Genomic DNA, 17,627 nt, shown 5'->3' with positions numbered 1-17,627 from the left:
CATACAAAAGAAATTACCGAATGATTTGAAGGTACAGATATTCGATGAAGGCGAACGCTGATTTGCCGGTCCCGCGAACGTGAAGGGAAGCATCCCATGTCCGACGATGAAATCATCCTTTCGGAACTCCCCGACGAGGAACTCGTGCAGCAGATGCACGACGACCTTTACGACGGCCTCAAGGAGGAGATCGAGGAAGCCACGAATATCCTGCTGGAGCGCGGCTGGACGCCCTACGACGTCCTGACACAGGCGCTGGTCGAGGGCATGCGCATCGTCGGCATAGATTTCCGCGACGGCATCCTTTTCGTGCCGGAAGTGCTGCTTTCCGCCAACGCTATGAAGGCCGGCATGAACATCCTGCGTCCGCTTCTCGCTGAAACAGGTGCGCCGAAGCTCGGCAAGATGGTCATCGGCACCGTCAAGGGCGACATCCACGACATAGGCAAGAACCTCGTCGGCATGATGATGGAGGGAGCGGGCTTCGACGTGATCGACCTGGGCATCAACAATCCGGTCGAAAACTATCTCGAAGCCATAGAGCGGGAAAAGCCCGATATTCTCGGCATGTCGGCGCTGCTGACCACGACCATGCCCTATATGAAGGTCGTCATCGACACGATGAAGGAAAAGGGCATTCGCGACGACTATGTCGTCCTCGTCGGCGGCGCGCCTCTGAATGAGGAATTCGGCAAGGCTGTCGGCGCCGATGCCTATTGCCGCGACGCGGCGGTCGCCGTCGAAACGGCCAAGGACTTCATCCGCCGCAAGCACAACAGCCTCGCCGCCGGTATCTGAGATTCCGGCGGCAAATGCGTTGTCGGGTCTATCAACGGGCAGCGCGTTCGACGCGGCGGCCGGCATCCTGGGTGGCATCGACGGCATTCGCCGTGTCCCTGCCCATGCCGCGTATGGTGTTGCCGCAGGAGGCAAGCGAAACCATCGTCGCGAGAAGCGCGGCGATTAGCGTGACTGTCTTGGCCGTCATGATAGAATACTCCGATGGATAGGGATCGAATTGTTCCGGAAAGAGAATTTCCGGCTAAGGAACGCTCAACTGGCGAAAAGGTTCATGTGATCGCCTGCGGAGCGATCGCGCGGGAGATTCTGGCCGTCTGCAGCCAGCAGGGGCTCGATCATATCGACCTCAACTGCCTGCCCGCGATCTGGCACGCCTATCCGCAAAAGATCGTTCCGGGCCTGGAAAATGCGGTCGCCGAGGCACGCGCCGCAGGGTTCGGCAAGATCTTCTTCGCTTATGCCGATTGCGGCACCGGCGGCGAGATCGACCGCCTCTGCGAGCGCGAGAAGATTGCCCGGATCGAAGGCCCGCATTGCTACTCGTTTTTTGCCGGCAATGAAGCCTTTGCGGCGAAGGCGGATGAGGACCTGCTTTCCTTCTTCCTGACGGATTTCCTGGCCCGCCAGTTCGAGGCCTTCGTCATCGAACCGCTCGGCCTCGACCAGCACCCCGAACTGAAAGACATGTATTTCGGCAACTACAGAAAGCTCGTCTACCTTTCGCAGCAGGAAGACCAAACCTTGCAGGAAAAGGCCCGCGCTGCCGCCGATTATCTCGGCCTCGTCTACGAATACCGCTTCACCGGCTACGGAGACCTCACGCAAGCGTTACGGTCGGCTTAACCGTTTCTTTCAGCTTCCGGAGAACAGTGCGACTCTGCGCAACGGGGTGGCACATGCAGGAACAGACCTCTTCTCGGATCGTGGTGATGACGGCCGGCGGGCTCAATCCGCAGGTGATGATCAATGCGCTCGCAAGACATTTTCCCGACCTGCATGTGATCCGGGAAGAGCCCGAATCGAAGGGCATGCTGCTCAGGCGCCGCGCGAAACGTTTCGGCTGGCCCACGGCGCTCGGGCAGCTTGCGACCATGATCGCTTCGAGGCTTGGCAAGAGCGTCGCGGCCCGGCGCTCGGACGAAATCATCCGCGACCACGGCCTTTCCGCCGAACCCGATCCGGCGATCCCCGTGACGCTTGTGCCGTCGCTCAACGACCCGGCCTGTCACGTAGCGGTGACAATGCTCGAACCCGCTGCGGTCTTCACCATATCCTGTCGCATCCTCTCGCCCGCAACGCTTGCCGCCATCCCCTGCCCGGTCATCAATTTCCACGCCGGCATCAATCCCATGTATCGCGGCCAGATGGGCGGCTACTGGTCGCTCGTCGAACGCGACGGGAAGAATTTCGGCGCGACCGTGCACCTGGTGGACAAGGGTATCGATACCGGCGGCACGCTTTACGAAAAACGGCTGACGCCTTCGCGCTCCGACAGCCTCGCCACCTATCCGCTGCTGATGACCGCCGCTTGCGTCGATATCAGCGTCCGGGCGCTGGAAGATGCCATCAACGGCACATTGAAGCCCCGCCAGCCGAACGGCATTTCCGCACTTCGGTTCCCCCCGCCGATCTGGACCTGGGTCTACCACGGCCTTACGAAACGCATCTGGTAGCCGCGATCTTGTGCCACGTCGTTTTTTGCTCTGTGCGACGTCGTGGCAAGCGCAGTCCCCGGCGTTGCGCGCGTGCATGCTTGTCCTCGACACGGAGGAATTCATGGCCGACTGCATCATCGTCTACTGGCGGGACATTCCGGCTCAGGTGATCATCAGGCAAGGCCGCAAGACCGCCAAGCGGGAGCTTTCGCTGCGCTTCACCGAGGCGATCGACATGTGCGCCATGCGGACCGGAGCTTCGGAGACCGACGACTATCTCGCGGATTGGCGCAAGGCCGATCCGGTGCCCGTTTCCGACGACCTGGAAGCCGAGGCGGACAAGGCGGCAGCCGAGCTCGAGACGATCTACGACAAGGAACGGCTGGTGGCGCTGGTAAAGGCCGGCGGCCGCGAACCGGCCTGACGCACGAACAGCAACAACCAGTTCGGCCCCCAAGAGGAAGGCCCGGAGGAATTAATGACCCGCACCATCGTTGCATCCGCGACCCGGGAAATCGTGATCGGCTTCGACCAGCCCTTCTGCGTGATAGGCGAGCGCATCAACCCGACCGGCCGGAAGAAGCTTGCGGCGGAAATGGTCGAAGGCAACTTCGACACCGTCGTCAGGGATGCGCTGGAACAGGTTGCCGCGGGCGCGACCATGCTTGACGTCAATGCCGGGGTGACGGCCGTCAACCCGAACGAGACCGAACCGCCGCTGCTCGTCAGGACGCTGGAAATCGTCCAGAACCTTGTGGATGTGCCGCTGTCGATCGACAGTTCCGTGACGGCGGCGATCGAGGCGGCGTTGAAGGTCGCCAAGGGCCGGCCGCTCGTCAACTCCGTCACCGGCGAAGAGGAGAAGCTGGAAGCCATCCTGCCGCTCTGCAGGAAATACGACGTGCCGGTCGTGGCGATCTCCAATGACGAGACCGGCATTTCCATGGACCCGGACGTGCGCTTCGCGGTTGCCAGGAAGATCGTCGAGCGCGCCGCCGATCACGGCATCAAGAGCCACGACATCGTCGTCGATCCCCTGGTCATGCCGATCGGCGCGCTCGGCTCCGCCGGGCTGCAGGTCTTTGCACTGCTGCGCCGCCTGCGCGAGGAGCTGAAGGTCAACACGACCTGCGGCCTTTCCAACATCTCCTTCGGCCTGCCGCATCGCCATGGCATCAATGCCGGCTTCATCCCGATGGTGATCGGCGCCGGCATGACTTCCGCGATCATGAACCCCTGCCGGCCCCAGGAAATGGAAGCCGTTCGCGCAGCCAACGTCCTCAACGGCACCGACCAGAATTGCAGCCACTGGATCATGACCTACCGCGACTACAAGCCGGCCGAAGGCGGCGCGGCAGCGGCAGCCGCCGCCCCGGCCCCAGCCGGCAACGGCGGCCGTCGCGGCGGACGTGCGGCCAGGGCTGGTGTCGGCGCAAGAACGGAGTAAGACGCGACAGGAGACTGTCGTGAAGCAATAAAATGAACGATACCACCGTCCATCCCCTCGTCCTCTTCATGCCATCCGGCAAGCGTGGCCGGTTTCCGGTCGGCACGCCGGTGCTCGAAGCCGCCCGCCGGCTCGGCGTCTATGTCGAGAGCGTCTGCGGCGGGCGGGCGACCTGCGGGCGCTGCCAGGTCGCGGTGCAGGAAGGCAATTTCGCCAAGCACGGCATCGTCTCGTCCGACGACCACCTCTCGCCGGTCGGCCCGAAGGAGGAGCACTACGACCGCGTGCGCGGCCTTCCAGAAGGCCGCCGCCTTTCCTGTTCCGCCCTGATCCTCGGCGATCTCGTCATCGACGTGCCGCAGGATACGGTGATCAACGCGCAGGTCGTGCGCAAGGCGGCCGACGAGCGTGTCTTCGACCGCAATGCGGCGATCCGCATGTGCTACGTCGAGGTCGAAGAGCCGGATATGGAAAAGCCGCTCGGCGATCTCGACCGGTTGAAATCCGCCCTTTCCCACGACTGGCATTTCGACGATCTCGACGTGGATTTCCACCTCATCCCGAAAGTGCAGTCGATCCTGCGCAAGGGCGAATGGAAGGTCACGGCGGCGATCCACAAGGACCGGGAAGACGGCCGCCCGCGCCTCATCGCGCTTTATCCGGGCCTCAAGAACGAGGCTTATGGGATCGCCTGCGATATCGGCTCGACGACGATCGCCATGCATCTTTCTTCCCTGCTCTCGGGCCGCACGGTCGCCTCCTCGGGCACGTCAAACCCGCAGATCCGCTTTGGCGAGGACCTGATGAGCCGGGTCTCCTACGTGATGATGAATCCGGATGGCCGCGAAGCGATGACGGCCGCCGTGAGGGAGGCCTTGAACGGACTGATCGACAAGGTCTGCGTTGAAGGCGGCATTTCGCGCGCCGACATCCTCGACAGCGTCTTCGTCGGAAATCCGATCATGCATCATCTTTTTCTGGGCATCGACCCGACGGAGCTGGGCGGGGCGCCCTTTGCGCTTGCCGTTTCCGGTGCGGTCAAGGTCAGGTCTTCCGAGATCGGCCTGTCGATGAACGAAGGCACGCGCACCTATATGCTTCCCTGCATCGCCGGCCACGTGGGCGCGGATGCGGCCGCAGCGACGCTTTCCGAAGGTCCGCACCGCCAGGATGAGATGATGCTGCTGGTCGATATCGGCACCAACGCGGAAATTGTCCTCGGCAACCGGACGCGTGTCATCGCGGCCTCATCGCCCACCGGTCCGGCATTTGAGGGCGCCGAAATATCCTCCGGGCAACGTGCGGCGGCGGGGGCGATCGAGCGGGTCCGTATCGATCCCGTCACCCTGGAGCCACGCTTCCGGGTCATCGGCGTCGAGCAATGGTCTGACGAGCCGGGTTTCGCCGATGCTGCCGCGGCAACAGGCGTGACCGGCATCTGCGGTTCCGGCATCATCGAGGTGATCGCCGAAATGTATCTCGCCGGCATCATTTCCGAAGACGGCGTCGTGGACGGGTCGCTCGCCGGACGTAGCCCCCGCATCGTCGCCAGCGGCCGCACATTCTCCTATCTCCTGCATGATGGCGAACCACGCATCACGGTGACGCAGAACGACGTGCGCGCCATCCAGCTTGCAAAGGCAGCGCTTTACGCCGGCGTGAAACTGCTGATGGACAAGCAGGGCGTGACCCAGGTCGACCGGATCGGCCTCGCCGGGGCCTTCGGCACGTTCATCGACCCGAAATACGCGATGGTCCTGGGCCTGATCCCCGACTGCGACCTTGAGAAAGTGAAGGCGGTCGGCAACGCCGCGGGCACCGGTGCCCGCATGTGCCTCCTCAACCGGGAATACCGGCGGGAGATCGAAGAAACCGTTAGAAAAATCGATAAGATAGAGACGGCTCTTGAACCAAGGTTTCAGGAGCACTTCGTGGCCGCCATGGCTGTGCCCAACAAGGTCGACGCCTTCCCTCATCTCAGCGCGGCGATAACCCTGCCGGAGCGCAGGATACCGGTCGACGGCATAAGTGAAGGCGGCGGCCGCAGACGTCGCCGCGACCGCGGATAGGGCAATCAGGCCGCCGCCGCGACCAGAGCTCCGAATGCTTCGCGCATGCTTTCGGCCACCGCCTTGGCGGGATTCGAAAGCTGCGGCGCCGTAATGAGGCGGATGTCGAAGCTGAGCAGTTCCGGCAATCCTTCCTTCGCCCCGAGGATCTGCATGTCGTCCGTCACATAAGAGAGCGGAAACGGCGCGATCGCCAGATCGGAGACAACCGCCGCACGCTGGGCCATCGTATGCGCGCTTGCATAGGCGATGCGATAGGAGCGCCTGTGCTTGTCAAGCTGCGATATGGCGTCTTGGCGCCAGACGCAGCCATCCTCCCAGACGGAGATAGGCAGCGGATCGCGCAGATAGGCATTGCCGCATTTTGCGCCGGCCCAGACCAGCTTTTCGGTATGGATCACCTCGCCTATCGTCGGAAACGGCCGCGTCGCACAGTTGATCAGCGTCAGGTCGAGGCGCTGCTCCTCGATGCGCTTGCGCAACTGGATGCTCATATCGACCGTGACATCCACCATGATGCCGGGAAACGATTCCCCGAAATCCTTGAGAACCTTCGGCAGGATACGTTCGGCGATGTCATCCGGCGCACCGAGCCGCACGACACCGGAAAGTTCCGGCATGACGAAGCGGGACACCGCCTCATTGGAAAGCGCCAGCATGCGCCGCGCATAGGAGAGCAGCATCTCGCCATGCTGGGTGAGCGTCACGGAACGCGCGTCCCGCAGGAAGAGCGTGGTCTTCAACTGCTCTTCCAGCTTCTTGATCTGCATGGAGACCGCGGACGGCGTGCGCAGAACCGCCTCGGCAGCGGTCGAAAAATTGCCCGTCTCGGCGATCGCCACAAACGTGCGCAGCACGTCGTTGTCGAGCAGGGGAAGCGGGGGACGGAACGGGACAGTCATGACGCTCTCAATTCAAAAAATCTGAACTTAAGAACCATATCATTTCGTTTGATTGAATGTCAAACGGCGAGCATACTCCAAATCATCGGAAGCTGGCGTCGATACAAAACAGAATTTCATGAGACGCATAACATGTATCCGATTGATTGATGGATAGACAGCGCGCATTTCTCCCAGTCGGCGCTGTCCCATGAAGCACCCAAGGAGAATTGCTATGACCATGATCACCTATCAGGTGGGCGATCGTTCCCGGTTTCGGCCGTCACCGTTTGCCCCGCTCTTCAATCCGGCCCGGTCTGCGGTCCTGAAACTTCGTGATGGATGGCGCCGCCGCCAGACGGAAAGAATGCTGGAATCCCTGCCCGCGGAAATTCGCAAGGACATCGGATGGCCGACGACCAATGCTCCAGCCGGCCGCAAATGACGCTCCCATATACGGCCCGCGCGAACTGATCGAAAGCGGGCCGTATCCTCCACGGCCGTAGTCTGCTCTTCTCCCGTTGCTGGACTGCGGGTGCGACCTGCGTATGTCGCAAAAATGTCATCGGCCTGTCGCCAAAAGCCCTTCCCGCACCCATTTTTCCGTGTCAATGTCGCTTTTAAATTAAAGGCAGGCCGCAAAGCACGGCCACTGACAAGGGGAATAGCGGCATGGACATGATGAGCAAAAGCCCTGCAAAGAAGCGATCTCTCGTCTTTTTTCTCGTCCCACACTTCACCATGCTGCCGTTTTCGGCAGCGATCGAAACCCTCCGAATCGCCAATCGCATGCTCGGCTATTCCGCCTATACATGGCGGCTCTGTTCCGTAGACGGCGAAAAGGTCTATTCGTCCAGCGGCATCGGCATCGAGGTCAATTCGTCGCTCGCAGACGAGCGGCGTTATCTCTCCGGCGAGAACCGCCCGAACATGGTGCTCGTCTGTTCCGGCATTTACGTCGAGGAATTCCACAACAAGTCGGTCAACGCCTGGCTGCGGGAAACCTATAACCGCGGCATCGCCGTCGGCAGCCTTTGCACCGGCGCCCATGTGCTTGCCCAGGCAGGGCTCCTCAACGGCAAGCGCTGCGCCATCCACTGGGAAAACCTGCCCGGCTTCGCCGAAGCCTTCCCGCAGGCCGAGGTCTATGCCGACCTCTACGAAGTGGACTCGAACCTCTATACCTGCGCCGGCGGCACAGCTTCGCTCGACATGATGCTGAACCTCATCGGTCAGGATTTCGGAGAGAATCTCGTCAACCGGGTCTGCGAGCAGCAGCTGACGGACCGCGTGCGCAACCCGCACGACCGCCAGCGCCTTCCCCTGCGCGCCCGCCTTGGCGTCCAGAACGCCAAGGTGCTGTCGATCATCGAACTGATGGAGAACAATCTCTCCGAGCCGTTGTCCCTGGTGGAAATCGCCGACGATGCGGGGCTTTCCCGCCGCCAGATCGAACGCCTCTTCCGGCAGGAGATGGGGCGCTCGCCGGCGCGCTATTACCTTGAAATCCGCCTCGACCGCGCCCGGCACCTGCTCGTGCAATCCTCTATGCCGGTCGTGGAGGTGGCGGTTGCCTGCGGCTTCGTCTCCGCCTCGCATTTCTCGAAATGCTACCGCGAAGTCTACAATCGCTCGCCGCAGCAGGAACGCGCAGAGCGCAAGCTCAACACCAACACGTCACGCACCGGCGTCGTGGTCTGAGGAGAGCGGTCGTTCAGCCGCGTGCAGAACGACCTTTCGTTCCGAAAAAACCTGGTTGCGGCCATGGCTCTTGGCCATGAACAGGAACTGTTCGGCCGCGTTGAGATAATTGTCGAACGTTTCCGGCCCACAGATCTTCGCAAGGCCGATCGAAACGGTAACTGAGAAATCGGAATCGCCGGCCTCGAACCGCATGGCGGCGATGTCGAGCCGCAGCCTTTCACAGAAGTCCATTGCGCCGGCCTCGTCGAGACCGATCAGAAGCAGGCCGAACGCCTCGATCCCCAGGCGGGTGGGAAGGTGCCCCTTTCCGCAGCAGGCGGCATCGAGCTTCGCAGCGATCGCCCGCAGCACACGGCCGGCGGTTTCCTCGCAATAGGTCTCGTTCAGCCGCCGGAAATGATCGATGTCGATGATAGCGACGGCGCACGGCGTCTTCCGGGACAGGCACCCGTCGACCAGCGGCTGGCCACGCCGGTAGAAATCCCTGAGGGTCGAAAGGCCGGTCTGCGGGTCGACCAGTGCATCCCCCGCATCGGTCTGTGCCGAAGACTGGGCCGCCCAGCCATAGGGCGGACGCTCCGTTTCCCGAAAATGCTGGCATTGAAGATAGGGCATGCGGAAATTCCTCGGGATCAGGCGACGCTTTTCACCGACGCCGGCTCCTTCAGTTTGGCCTGCATCGACCGGATCTGGACCAATGTGTCGAGGTTCTGGTTGACGCGGCAGTAAAACTCTTCGTCGATGAACGGCCGCAACATGAAATCATTGCCGCCCGCCTTGAGAAAGCGCGCCGACAGCAGCCGGTTGGACGAGGACGAGACGCCGATGATCCGCAATTCGTGGGAACCGCGAACCGAGCGGATGCGGCGGGTCAGTTCGAACCCGTCGATATCCGGCATGTTGTAATCGGTGACGACGAGACCGATATCGGGGCTCGTCTTGAGGATCGCCAGGGCCTTCGCGCCGTTTTCGGCAACGCTGACGCGGAAATTGTAACGCTTCAGGCGGCTGGAGAGCAGAGCCCGCGCCGTCGGGCTGTCGTCGACGATCAGGACGTGATGGCGATGATTGGTGAGGAAGCGGCAAACCGACTCCGCCAGCATTTCCACGGCAAAGACGTTGTCTTTCAGGATATAGTCGACAATGTCCTTCGACAGCAGCTTGTCGCGTGTTTCTTCGTGGAACGTTCCGGTAAAGACGACGGTCGGGATCGAAAGGTCGATCAGATACTCCAGCGCCTCACCGTTCTCGGCGCCCGGCAGGTTGATATTGGAGATCGCCAGGGTCACCGGTTCCGCGGATCGATCATAAGCGAACTGCAATTCCTCGAAACTGCGGCATATCTCGATCTCGATGCCGAACAGTTCCTTGAGCCGGGTACGGATCATCGATGTGAAGACATTGGAGTCCTCCGCAAGCAGGATGCGGGAATTTGCCAGAGATTGGCCGGAATACTGCATCCCGGAAATACCGAGGAATGTCATGTCGCCCCTTATCGATAAGTACTGTCCCCTCTTGGAACATCATAAGGCCAACGATTTGCAGAACCGTTAATCCGATCCCCTCTCCTGTCTCGAAAAAGCGAGGGCGGCCCGAAGACCGCCCCAACAATGTCAATGGCTTCTTGCGGTTTAATGGTTCTCAGGCCCTGAGCGCCGTATTTTCTGGATCGAACGGGCTTTCAGGGATGACGCTTGCGTTGTACAGCGTCCCGAGAATCTTGACCTTGAGGTTGATCCCCGTCTCGGCGTAGCCGGGCTTGACCATGGCGAGCGCCAGGGACTTGCCGATACGCCAGCCATAGGCGCCGTTGGTCACACGCCCGATCAGTTCGCCCGCTTCGTTGTAGATCGCCTCCGACCCGCGGGCGTCGACATCATTGGCGCCTTCGACGGCAAGCGTGCAGAAATTCCACTTGAGGCCTTTCTCCTTGTAGGAAAGCAGGCCTTCCTTGCCGAGAAACTCCTTGTCCGTCTTGATGAAGCGGTCAAGACCGGATTCATAGGCGTTGTATTCGATCGACATTTCGCGCGGGATGAGCCGGTAGGATTTTTCGATCGACATGGCGATCATGGCGCGGATGCCGAACGGCCTGATCCCGAATTCGGCACCGGCCTCCATCAGCTTGTCGAAGATATAGTTCTGCATCTCGATCGGATGATGCAACTCCCAGCCAAGCTCACCGACAAAATTGACGCGCAACGCGTGGGCGGATGCCGAGCCGATCGAAATCTCCCTGCCGGAAAGCCAGGGAAACTCCTTGTTCTCCAGGCTCGTGCGGGTGAGCTTTTTCAAGACATCCCGCGATCTGGGACCGGCCAGAACCAGCACGCCGAACCTCTGCGTTATCTGGGCCAGCCTCACCGACCCGTCGGTCGGAACAAGCTTGCGCAGATAATCATGGTCATGCGCTTCGTAGGCGCCGGCAGAAACCAGGTAGAAGCGGTCAGGCGCCCATTCGTAGACGGTGAACTCGGACCGGACGCCGCCATGTCTGGTGAGCAGGTGGCAAAGCGCAATGCGCCCGCGCTTTTTCGGTATCGCATTGGCCAGGATCGAGTCGAGCCAGGCGCGTGCACCCGGACCCGACACCTCCATCTTGGCGAACGCCGACATATCGAGCACACCGACATTCTCGTGCACGTTCTTGATCTCGCTGCCGACATGATCGAAATAGTTCGAGCGGCGGAAAGACCATTTCTCCACGATCCGGCCATCTTCCAGCGGAGGCGCGTGATTGTGGCTGGTGATAACGTCAGCCCCGACGCCAAGCTCCTCCTTTGCAATCTCATAACCTTCGGGGGCGAACCAGTTGGCGCGCTCCCATCCGTAGACGGAACCGAAGACCGCGCCCAGCTTCTTCAGGCGATCATAGACCGGCGTGGTCTTCAAGGGACGAGCCGCGGCACGCTCCTCGTCGGGATAGTGCATCGTGAAGACATTGGCATAGGCCTCCTCGTTCTTCTCGATGAGATAACCTTCCGTGGCATACGGCCCGAAGCGGCGCGGATCGACGCCCATCATGTCGACGGTCGGCTCTCCGTCCACGATCCATTCCGCAAGCTGCCAGCCGGCCCCGCCGGCTGCGGTGATGCCGAAGGAATGCCCTTCATTGAGCCAGAAATTCTTCAGCCCCGGCGCCGGCCCGACGATGGGCGAACCGTCCGGCGTATAGGCGATGGCGCCATTGTAGACCTTCTTGATCCCGACCTCTCCGAAGGCAGGGACACGGGTGATGGCGGTCTCGATATACGGCATCAACCGGTCCAGGTCCTCCTGGAAGAGCTCGTATTCGCTCTCGTCCGAAGGGCCGTCCACATAGCAGACCGGCGCCCCGACCTCGTACGGACCGAGCAAAAGACCGCCGTTTTCCTCGCGCATGTACCAGGAGGAATCGGATTCACGCAGAACTCCCATTTCCGGCAGTCCTGCAGCCTTGCGCTCCTGGATCGCCGGATGCGGCTCGGTAACGATGTACTGATGCTCGACCGGGATGACGGGAATGTTGATTCCCACCATCGCACCGGTCTTGCGGGCAAAGTTTCCGGTACAGGAGACGACGTGCTCGGCAGTGATCTCACCCTTGTCCGTCGTCACCGTCCAAAGCCCGTCGGCCTGCTGCGAGATCGCCGTGACGGTGGTATTGCGATAGATCGTGGCGCCTCTGTCACGCGCGCCCTTGGCGAGCGCCTGCGTCAGATCCGCAGGCTGGATATATCCGTCGTCGGGATGCTGTATCGCTCCCAGGATGCCGTCGGTTTCGCAGAGCGGCCAGACTGCCTTCAGTTGCTCCGGCGTCAGGATATTGACCTTCACGCCGATCGTCTCGGCGATGCCGGCGTAGTACATGTATTCGTCCCAGCGGTCCTTGGTGCGGGCCAGGCGGATATTGCTGACATTCGAAAAACCGACATTCATGCCGGTTTCCTTCTGAAGTTCCTGGTAGAAGCGGACCGAGTATTTGTGAAGCTGGCCTACCGAATAGGACAGGTTGAAGAGCGGCAGGAGGCCCGCAGCGTGCCAGGTCGAGCCGGAGGTCAACTCCTTTCGCTCGATGAGAACCACGTCGCTCCAGCCTTTTTTTGCCAGATGATAAAGCGTCGAGACGCCGACCACGCCGCCGCCGATCACCACCGCCCGTGCATGTGTCTTCATGGATTGAACCCCTCTTCGGCCTCGTATGACCTTGACGAAAACTTTAGGGGACTATGCAATTCCGGCCGGCGGCCCAAACGCCTGATTACGACATGCCGGGAGCCCGACCGCGACGACGCGCATTCCACTCGGGGCCGGAGAACGGAGGAGCCGGATCAGGCCCCTCCTCTGACGTCGCCCTCCTCCTCCGGCGACACGGGCTTGCCGCGATGGAAGACGATCTCCTGCTGCGGGAATGGAATTTCGATCCCCTCGTCGCGGAACCGCTTCAGAATGGCGATCCTGAGGTTGTTGCGGATTCTCAGCCCTTCGCCCATGTCCGGCAGGTGGAAACGCAGCTCGAAATTCAGGGACGAAGGTCCAAAGCTCAGGAATTCCACATGCGGTTCGGGATTGCGCAGCACTTCGGGCACCTGCTCCACGAGTTCGAGGAGGATGTCGATCACCCTCTGCGGGTCCGTATCGTAGCTGACGGACACCGGCACCTCGGATCTCTGGATGCGATTCCGGTGCGTCCAGTTACCCACCGGCGAGTTGATGAGCTCGGAATTCGGCACGATGATCGCCTGCTTGCGGAACGTTTCGATTTCGGTGGCACGAACCGAAATACGCTTGACGATGCCCTCGGTCGTGCCCGTCACCACATGGTCGCCGACCTTGAACGGCCGCTCGACCAGAAGGATCAGGCCGGACACGAAGTTCGACACGATGTTCTGCAGGCCGAAACCGATGCCGACAGAAAGCGCCGAGGCAACCAGCGCGAAGCTCGACAGGTCGATGCCGGCCGCCGACACGCCGACAAGCACCGCAAGCCCGACGCCGAGATAGCCGATGCCGGTCTTGACCGAGTTTCGCACGCCGATATCGACCTGGCTGCGGGCCAGCACATTGCCGTCGATCCATTTCTGCACCCAGCGGGTGACGATGAACCCGATGCCGAAGAGCAGGACGCCGCCGAGGATGCCAACGATCGAGATCGAGATGTTGCCGATGCGGATCTCCGTGAAGAAACGGTAGATCCAGCCTTCGATATCGGCGACCTGGAACCCCCAGGTGAGCAGGATCAGCGGAATGCCGAACAGCAGCGCGAAAGCGTAGATGCCAAGTCCGGCGACGAGCCCCGCCTGATCGAGCGCCACCTCGTTGAAGTTGAAGCGTTCGGCCAGCCTGCGTCCCGCGGCCGTGGCCGTGAATGCGCCCTGTTTGGAGATCGCCTTGCCGGACAGGAGGCCGACATAGATGAGGACGACCACCGCACCGGTCAGGACGATCTGGGTCGCGGCAAAACGCGCCAGCCCCACGTAACCGGTCACGACGGACAAGATGAGCAGGCCGCCCATGACCCGCAGCAAAAGGGGGAAGAAACGCGGCCATTCATGCCCGGGCCCGTCCGGGTCCTCTCCTTCGTCAAGCCGCGGCTTGACGAAGGATATGGCGATCAGGATCAGGCCGATGATGACCGAGGCAAGCAGGCTCTTGACGATGGTGAGCACGAGTGGAGAACTCAACGCCTCGCTGATTGCGCCGAGCAGGTAGTCAAGCCCGTTGACGACCGCCATGGTGAGCACTGCCACGGTGAGAAGCCGCGCGCCGCGATTGGTATTGCGAACCAGTCGCCATTGGGGTTCGCCGGGGGCCAGAACGCCATAAGTGAGCTTCCAGACAAAATAGACGAACCAGACGAAGCCGAAAAAGGTCGCGACGATCACCGAAACGTCCGGCCGGAGCACGTTGAACCCGTCGAGGAAGAGGAACGATGCGGCGAGAAAGGCTGCAAGCGACATCGTCTGGATGACGGTCGACCAGAACGCGACGGAAAGCCGCCGGATATAGGAAGGCGTCTCCGCCCCGTTTCGCCGGATGAAACGGCCGAACAGCCGGTAGCCGCCTGAAAGGAAGAGCATCCCCGCAACAAGCGACAGCGCAATCGCGCCCAGCAGCGGCAGCTTCTTGAATTTCCAGACGAAACTGATCCAGCTTCCGAAGGTCGAGCCGAAATTGCGCAGCTCCGCGACAAAAGCGTCTCCCGCCTCCGCGAACAGATCGCCCGAAAGCTCCGTGTGGCGGAACAACGTCTGGGCAAAAAGCGCGCGGCGCAGGTTGGTGATGGAATTGGCAAGCTGCGTCGCGCTGTTCGACAGATTGTTGGCGTCATCGACGATGATGTTGAGCTGGGATCGCTCATTGGCCAGCCGGCTGCGCTCCTCGGTCACGGCCGGCGCCTCGGACGGCTGGCCGGAGGCAGGCGGCTCGCCGAGGCTGGCAAGCCGCGCCTGGATCTGCTCGACGCGGACCCGCATCGCATCCGACGCCGCGCGCATTTCCTCGACGATCTCTTCCGCCTGTCCCCTGATTTCCGCCAGGCGCGCGTCGTCGTGAGCGTCATCCTGAACCCTGGCCCGGAAAGTCTCGAGCTGCCGGCGGATCGTCTCGAGCTTGCCCCGCATGTCCGCATTGATGGAGTCGACGGTGACATCGGCCCCGGGCTGCGTCTGGGCCTGCTGCGGCGTTTGCGCGGCAGCCGATGGCGGGAAGCAGAACGGCGCGGTGACGACCGCGATCAGAAATGCCGCAAAAGCCGCGCGGGCGACGCGCAAAATCGCCGAAGGGCCGGTCGTGGAAGGTTGTGCCAAGTGTCTGCTCTTTGTCTTTCGATCGGATTCGCGGGGCAAAATAGAGAGACTTCAAGGCGAAGAAAAGGAAGCTTGGCCGCTCGCCCCCGGGGAATTGGAACAATCTGCGGAACCTGGAACATTTCCGCGCGTTACCATTCGCCAATAACAGGCAGGAGGGTATTTTTATGGAAAGTGCAGGCATTGGCTGGATCGCAGCCATCATCATCGGCGGTATTGCGGGTTGGCTCGCCGAACAGTTCATGAAGAGCAATATGGGCATCCTCATGAACATCGTCCTCGGCATCGTCGGCGCCATCCTCGCGAATGCGATCCTGGGCGTCTTCGGCGTCGTCCTCGGCGGCTGGATCGGCTACCTGATCGCCGGTTTCGTCGGCGCCTGCATCCTGATTGCGGTAGGCCGGGCGATCCGGCGCTAGATCAGGACGATCGGGCCTGGGATCGTCCCAAGCTCCCAAACTGATCGATATCGGAAGTGCGGGCGGGATTTCACCAGAAAACCGCTCACACTTTACCGGAACTCTGCTGGTCAGAACCCGGCGCCGGGCCTGGAGAGATATTCGAGCTCGGCGGGCGTCGAATCCCGGCCCACCAGCGCGTTGCGATGCGGGAAACGGCCAAATACCCGGATCACCGCCCGGTGACGCTCTGCATAATCCAGATATTCCGCATCCCCGAGCAGCGCGAACAGCTCAACCGAACGATCCTGTTCCGCAAGGTTCTCCGCGTGCTCGAAGGGCAGATAGAAGAAACAGCGCTGCTCCGGCGGAACCGCCATGTCGGCTCCCGCCTCGACCGCGAGCTTCGCCTCCCTCAGCGCCAGCCAGTCGGTGGCGAAAGCAAGCGCCGTATTGCGGTAGATGTTGCGTGAAAACTGATCGAGCACGATGACCGCAGCGAGCCTGGCCTGCGGCGATGAACGCCAGACATCGAATTCCCCGCGGGCGAGCGAAAGATGCGTCGGAGCAAAATGCCGGCGCATGGCTTCGTCCAGCGCTTCGTTCTTCTCGAACCATTCCTTGCGCGTCAGTTCCTTGAACCAGAACGCAAATACCTCTTCAGGGGTTTTCACATTCGTCTGTGCCATGGCCTGTCTCCTCAATCGAGACGAAGGATGGAAATATCCTTGCCGAGCATCCGGGCAAGGGCCTCCACGACAAGATTATGATCCTCGCGTTGCGGCAGGCCGGAAACGGTGACCGCACCGATGCAGCCGACACCTGCCACATTGATCGGAAAGCTGCCGCCATGGGCGGCATAGTCGGCGAAGGAAAGGCCGTATTTTTCCTCGACGGTCGCCTCCAGTTGGGCAAGCTTGCGGCCGATCGCATAACTCGACTGGAAGAAACGCAGCACCAGATTGCGCTTGCGGCGCACCCAGCCCTCGTTGTCCGCGGAGGTGCCCGGCAGCGCCGCATGGAAGGCGGGCATGGAATGCAGCCGGACGTCGATTGCAACGCCAAGCCCCCGTTCGACCGCCATATGACGGAGCAACGATCCGAGGTCCCATGCGGTGGTCAGGTCGAAACGATCGAAAACGAGCGCTTTTTCCTGCTCGGCGATCTTTGCGATATCATCCTCAAGCGCCATGCCCGTTCTCCGTCCTGTCCAGAAACGCGGGCATTGATGCCGGCAAAGCGGCTGAAAGTAAAGCTATTCGGCGGCAGCCAGTTCGCGGGCGGGGAAGAAGGCGGCAAGTTCATCGACCGCAAATCCGATCCTCTGCAAAAGCGCTTCCGAGACGATGCGATAATCGGAAAAATCCCGGTCGGAAGCGTAGACGGCCGTCGGAAGCGTATGGGCCATGAAGAACCCGAAGAGCGGCCGGAGCTGGTGCTCCACCATCAGCGCATGGCGATCGCCGCCCCCGGTCGCGGTGATCAGGATCGGCTTGGCGCGAAGCTGCTCGGGATCGATGAGATCGATGAAATGCTTGAAGAGACCCGGATAGCTTCCCTTGTAGGTGGGTGACCCGACGATCAGGAAATCCGCGTCCACCACGTCGGCCAGAACTCCGGCGGCCGCCTCGTCAAGATCGCCTTGACGCTGCGCCTGTCCGAGCGACGGTCCCACATCGGCCAGATCGTGGACACGAGGCTCGAACCCATAGCGATCGGCAGCGATCCTGGCGATATGATCGACAAGCGCAAAAGTCCTGGAAGGGCGGTTATAGCTGCCAGCGAGACCGACGAGTTTGAAGGACATGGAAAATTCCTTTCTGCGCAATGACTTGCATCAGATTACCGCCGATGGCCCGACATGAAAGCAAGGAACCTGCCGCA

At 61.4% G+C, this 17,627-nt stretch carries 18 protein-coding genes; 9 read left to right on the top strand and 9 right to left on the bottom strand.

Going from position 1 to position 17,627, the window contains the following annotated elements:
* Positions 1-96 precede the first annotated feature (96 nt).
* Positions 97-798, top strand: coding sequence for a cobalamin B12-binding domain-containing protein (locus tag ACFFP0_RS00485; protein ID WP_377254453.1), 702 nt, complete (start codon positions 97-99; stop codon positions 796-798).
* Between the two features lie 31 nt (positions 799-829).
* Here the strand turns inward: ACFFP0_RS00485 and ACFFP0_RS00480 are convergent, their stop codons facing one another.
* The gene (locus ACFFP0_RS00480) at positions 830-988 is read right to left on the bottom strand and encodes an entericidin domain-containing protein (protein ID WP_377254451.1); all 159 of its coding nucleotides are present in this window, start codon (positions 986-988) and stop codon (positions 830-832) included.
* Positions 989-1,002: 14 nt separating this feature from the next.
* Between ACFFP0_RS00480 and ACFFP0_RS00475 the strand changes: the two genes are divergently transcribed.
* The 5 genes from ACFFP0_RS00475 to ACFFP0_RS00455 all read left to right on the top strand — a co-directional run bounded on the left by ACFFP0_RS00475 (position 1,003) and on the right by ACFFP0_RS00455 (position 5,972).
* Positions 1,003-1,644, top strand: a complete 642-nt coding sequence (locus tag ACFFP0_RS00475; protein ID WP_377254448.1) for a DUF1638 domain-containing protein — start codon at positions 1,003-1,005, stop codon at positions 1,642-1,644.
* A gap of 53 nt (positions 1,645-1,697) precedes the next feature.
* Complete coding sequence (locus ACFFP0_RS00470) at positions 1,698-2,474, top strand: formyl transferase (RefSeq protein WP_377254445.1); 777 nt, start codon at positions 1,698-1,700, stop codon at positions 2,472-2,474.
* Positions 2,475-2,577: 103 nt separating this feature from the next.
* Positions 2,578-2,880, top strand: coding sequence for a virulence factor (locus ACFFP0_RS00465; protein WP_377254442.1), 303 nt, complete (start codon positions 2,578-2,580; stop codon positions 2,878-2,880).
* Between the two features lie 54 nt (positions 2,881-2,934).
* Positions 2,935-3,903, top strand: a complete 969-nt coding sequence (locus tag ACFFP0_RS00460) for a methyltetrahydrofolate cobalamin methyltransferase (protein WP_377254439.1) — start codon at positions 2,935-2,937, stop codon at positions 3,901-3,903.
* A gap of 32 nt (positions 3,904-3,935) precedes the next feature.
* On the top strand, positions 3,936-5,972 hold the full coding sequence (locus ACFFP0_RS00455) for an ASKHA domain-containing protein (protein WP_377254436.1): 2,037 nt from the start codon (positions 3,936-3,938) through the stop codon (positions 5,970-5,972).
* Between the two features lie 5 nt (positions 5,973-5,977).
* On the opposite strand, the gene ACFFP0_RS00450 is transcribed toward ACFFP0_RS00455, so the two are convergent.
* Positions 5,978-6,874, bottom strand: a complete 897-nt coding sequence (locus ACFFP0_RS00450; RefSeq protein WP_377254433.1) for a LysR family transcriptional regulator — start codon at positions 6,872-6,874, stop codon at positions 5,978-5,980.
* A gap of 214 nt (positions 6,875-7,088) precedes the next feature.
* Here ACFFP0_RS00450 and ACFFP0_RS00445 point away from each other — a divergent pair, with 214 nt between their 5' ends.
* Together ACFFP0_RS00445 and ACFFP0_RS00440 are read left to right on the top strand one after the other, a co-directional pair.
* Entirely contained in the window at positions 7,089-7,298 is a 210-nt protein-coding gene (locus tag ACFFP0_RS00445; RefSeq protein ID WP_377254430.1) for a hypothetical protein, read from the top strand.
* A 236-nt stretch (positions 7,299-7,534) separates the two neighbouring features.
* On the top strand, positions 7,535-8,554 hold the full coding sequence (locus ACFFP0_RS00440) for a GlxA family transcriptional regulator (protein WP_377254569.1): 1,020 nt from the start codon (positions 7,535-7,537) through the stop codon (positions 8,552-8,554).
* On the opposite strand, the gene ACFFP0_RS00435 is transcribed toward ACFFP0_RS00440, so the two are convergent.
* The 4 genes from ACFFP0_RS00435 to ACFFP0_RS00420 all read right to left on the bottom strand — a co-directional run bounded on the left by ACFFP0_RS00435 (position 8,531) and on the right by ACFFP0_RS00420 (position 15,276).
* Positions 8,531-9,172: a GGDEF domain-containing protein gene (locus ACFFP0_RS00435; protein WP_377254427.1), complete on the bottom strand. Its 642-nt coding sequence runs from the start codon at positions 9,170-9,172 to the stop codon at positions 8,531-8,533. The two genes, ACFFP0_RS00440 and ACFFP0_RS00435, sit on opposite strands and share 24 nt — an antisense overlap.
* 17 nt (positions 9,173-9,189) lie before the next feature.
* Positions 9,190-10,041 carry a response regulator gene (locus ACFFP0_RS00430; protein WP_377254424.1) on the bottom strand — a complete coding sequence of 284 codons (852 nt, stop codon included), beginning with the start codon at positions 10,039-10,041 and terminating at the stop codon, positions 9,190-9,192.
* Between the two features lie 157 nt (positions 10,042-10,198).
* On the bottom strand, positions 10,199-12,712 hold the full coding sequence (locus tag ACFFP0_RS00425; RefSeq protein WP_377254421.1) for a GcvT family protein: 2,514 nt from the start codon (positions 12,710-12,712) through the stop codon (positions 10,199-10,201).
* Between the two features lie 155 nt (positions 12,713-12,867).
* Positions 12,868-15,276 carry a mechanosensitive ion channel domain-containing protein gene (locus ACFFP0_RS00420; protein ID WP_377254566.1) on the bottom strand — a complete coding sequence of 803 codons (2,409 nt, stop codon included), beginning with the start codon at positions 15,274-15,276 and terminating at the stop codon, positions 12,868-12,870.
* 236 nt (positions 15,277-15,512) lie between these two features.
* Between ACFFP0_RS00420 and ACFFP0_RS00415 the strand changes: the two genes are divergently transcribed.
* On the top strand, positions 15,513-15,764 hold the full coding sequence (locus ACFFP0_RS00415; RefSeq protein WP_377254418.1) for a GlsB/YeaQ/YmgE family stress response membrane protein: 252 nt from the start codon (positions 15,513-15,515) through the stop codon (positions 15,762-15,764).
* Between the two features lie 110 nt (positions 15,765-15,874).
* Here ACFFP0_RS00415 and ACFFP0_RS00410 read toward each other — a convergent pair whose 3' ends face one another.
* From ACFFP0_RS00410 to msuE, 3 genes are all read right to left on the bottom strand, one after another.
* A complete protein-coding gene (locus ACFFP0_RS00410; protein ID WP_377254415.1) occupies positions 15,875-16,432 on the bottom strand; it encodes a DUF924 family protein in 558 nt (185 codons plus the stop codon).
* Positions 16,433-16,443: 11 nt separating this feature from the next.
* Positions 16,444-16,935 carry a heme-degrading domain-containing protein gene (locus tag ACFFP0_RS00405; RefSeq protein ID WP_377254412.1) on the bottom strand — a complete coding sequence of 164 codons (492 nt, stop codon included), beginning with the start codon at positions 16,933-16,935 and terminating at the stop codon, positions 16,444-16,446.
* A gap of 63 nt (positions 16,936-16,998) precedes the next feature.
* A complete protein-coding gene (gene msuE / locus ACFFP0_RS00400; protein ID WP_377254409.1) occupies positions 16,999-17,550 on the bottom strand; it encodes an FMN reductase in 552 nt (183 codons plus the stop codon).
* Between the last annotated feature and the right edge of the window lie 77 nt (positions 17,551-17,627).

Source organism: Neorhizobium puerariae, from assembly GCF_042429745.1.
Classification (GTDB): Bacteria; Pseudomonadota; Alphaproteobacteria; order Rhizobiales; family Rhizobiaceae; genus Neorhizobium; species Neorhizobium puerariae.
The sequence above is the reverse complement of the archived record's forward strand: the minus strand, read 5'-3'. Positions and strand labels throughout refer to the sequence as shown.

Excerpts from the sequence above, each read along its gene's own strand:
- ACFFP0_RS00410 (WP_377254415.1), bottom strand. The coding sequence starts at position 16,432 with ATGGCACAGACGAATGTGAAAACCCCTGAAGAGGTATTTGCGTTCTGG.
- ACFFP0_RS00445 (WP_377254430.1), top strand. The coding sequence starts at position 7,089 with ATGACCATGATCACCTATCAGGTGGGCGATCGTTCCCGGTTTCGGCCG.
- ACFFP0_RS00480 (WP_377254451.1), bottom strand. The coding sequence starts at position 988 with ATGACGGCCAAGACAGTCACGCTAATCGCCGCGCTTCTCGCGACGATG.
- ACFFP0_RS00435 (WP_377254427.1), bottom strand. The coding sequence starts at position 9,172 with ATGCCCTATCTTCAATGCCAGCATTTTCGGGAAACGGAGCGTCCGCCC.
- msuE (WP_377254409.1), bottom strand. The coding sequence starts at position 17,550 with ATGTCCTTCAAACTCGTCGGTCTCGCTGGCAGCTATAACCGCCCTTCC.
- ACFFP0_RS00430 (WP_377254424.1), bottom strand. The coding sequence starts at position 10,041 with ATGACATTCCTCGGTATTTCCGGGATGCAGTATTCCGGCCAATCTCTG.
- ACFFP0_RS00465 (WP_377254442.1), top strand. The coding sequence starts at position 2,578 with ATGGCCGACTGCATCATCGTCTACTGGCGGGACATTCCGGCTCAGGTG.
- ACFFP0_RS00455 (WP_377254436.1), top strand. The coding sequence starts at position 3,936 with ATGAACGATACCACCGTCCATCCCCTCGTCCTCTTCATGCCATCCGGC.
- ACFFP0_RS00440 (WP_377254569.1), top strand. The coding sequence starts at position 7,535 with ATGAGCAAAAGCCCTGCAAAGAAGCGATCTCTCGTCTTTTTTCTCGTC.
- ACFFP0_RS00470 (WP_377254445.1), top strand. The coding sequence starts at position 1,698 with ATGCAGGAACAGACCTCTTCTCGGATCGTGGTGATGACGGCCGGCGGG.
- ACFFP0_RS00405 (WP_377254412.1), bottom strand. The coding sequence starts at position 16,935 with ATGGCGCTTGAGGATGATATCGCAAAGATCGCCGAGCAGGAAAAAGCG.
- ACFFP0_RS00415 (WP_377254418.1), top strand. The coding sequence starts at position 15,513 with ATGGAAAGTGCAGGCATTGGCTGGATCGCAGCCATCATCATCGGCGGT.
- ACFFP0_RS00425 (WP_377254421.1), bottom strand. The coding sequence starts at position 12,712 with ATGAAGACACATGCACGGGCGGTGGTGATCGGCGGCGGCGTGGTCGGC.
- ACFFP0_RS00450 (WP_377254433.1), bottom strand. The coding sequence starts at position 6,874 with ATGACTGTCCCGTTCCGTCCCCCGCTTCCCCTGCTCGACAACGACGTG.
- ACFFP0_RS00460 (WP_377254439.1), top strand. The coding sequence starts at position 2,935 with ATGACCCGCACCATCGTTGCATCCGCGACCCGGGAAATCGTGATCGGC.
- ACFFP0_RS00485 (WP_377254453.1), top strand. The coding sequence starts at position 97 with ATGTCCGACGATGAAATCATCCTTTCGGAACTCCCCGACGAGGAACTC.
- ACFFP0_RS00475 (WP_377254448.1), top strand. The coding sequence starts at position 1,003 with ATGGATAGGGATCGAATTGTTCCGGAAAGAGAATTTCCGGCTAAGGAA.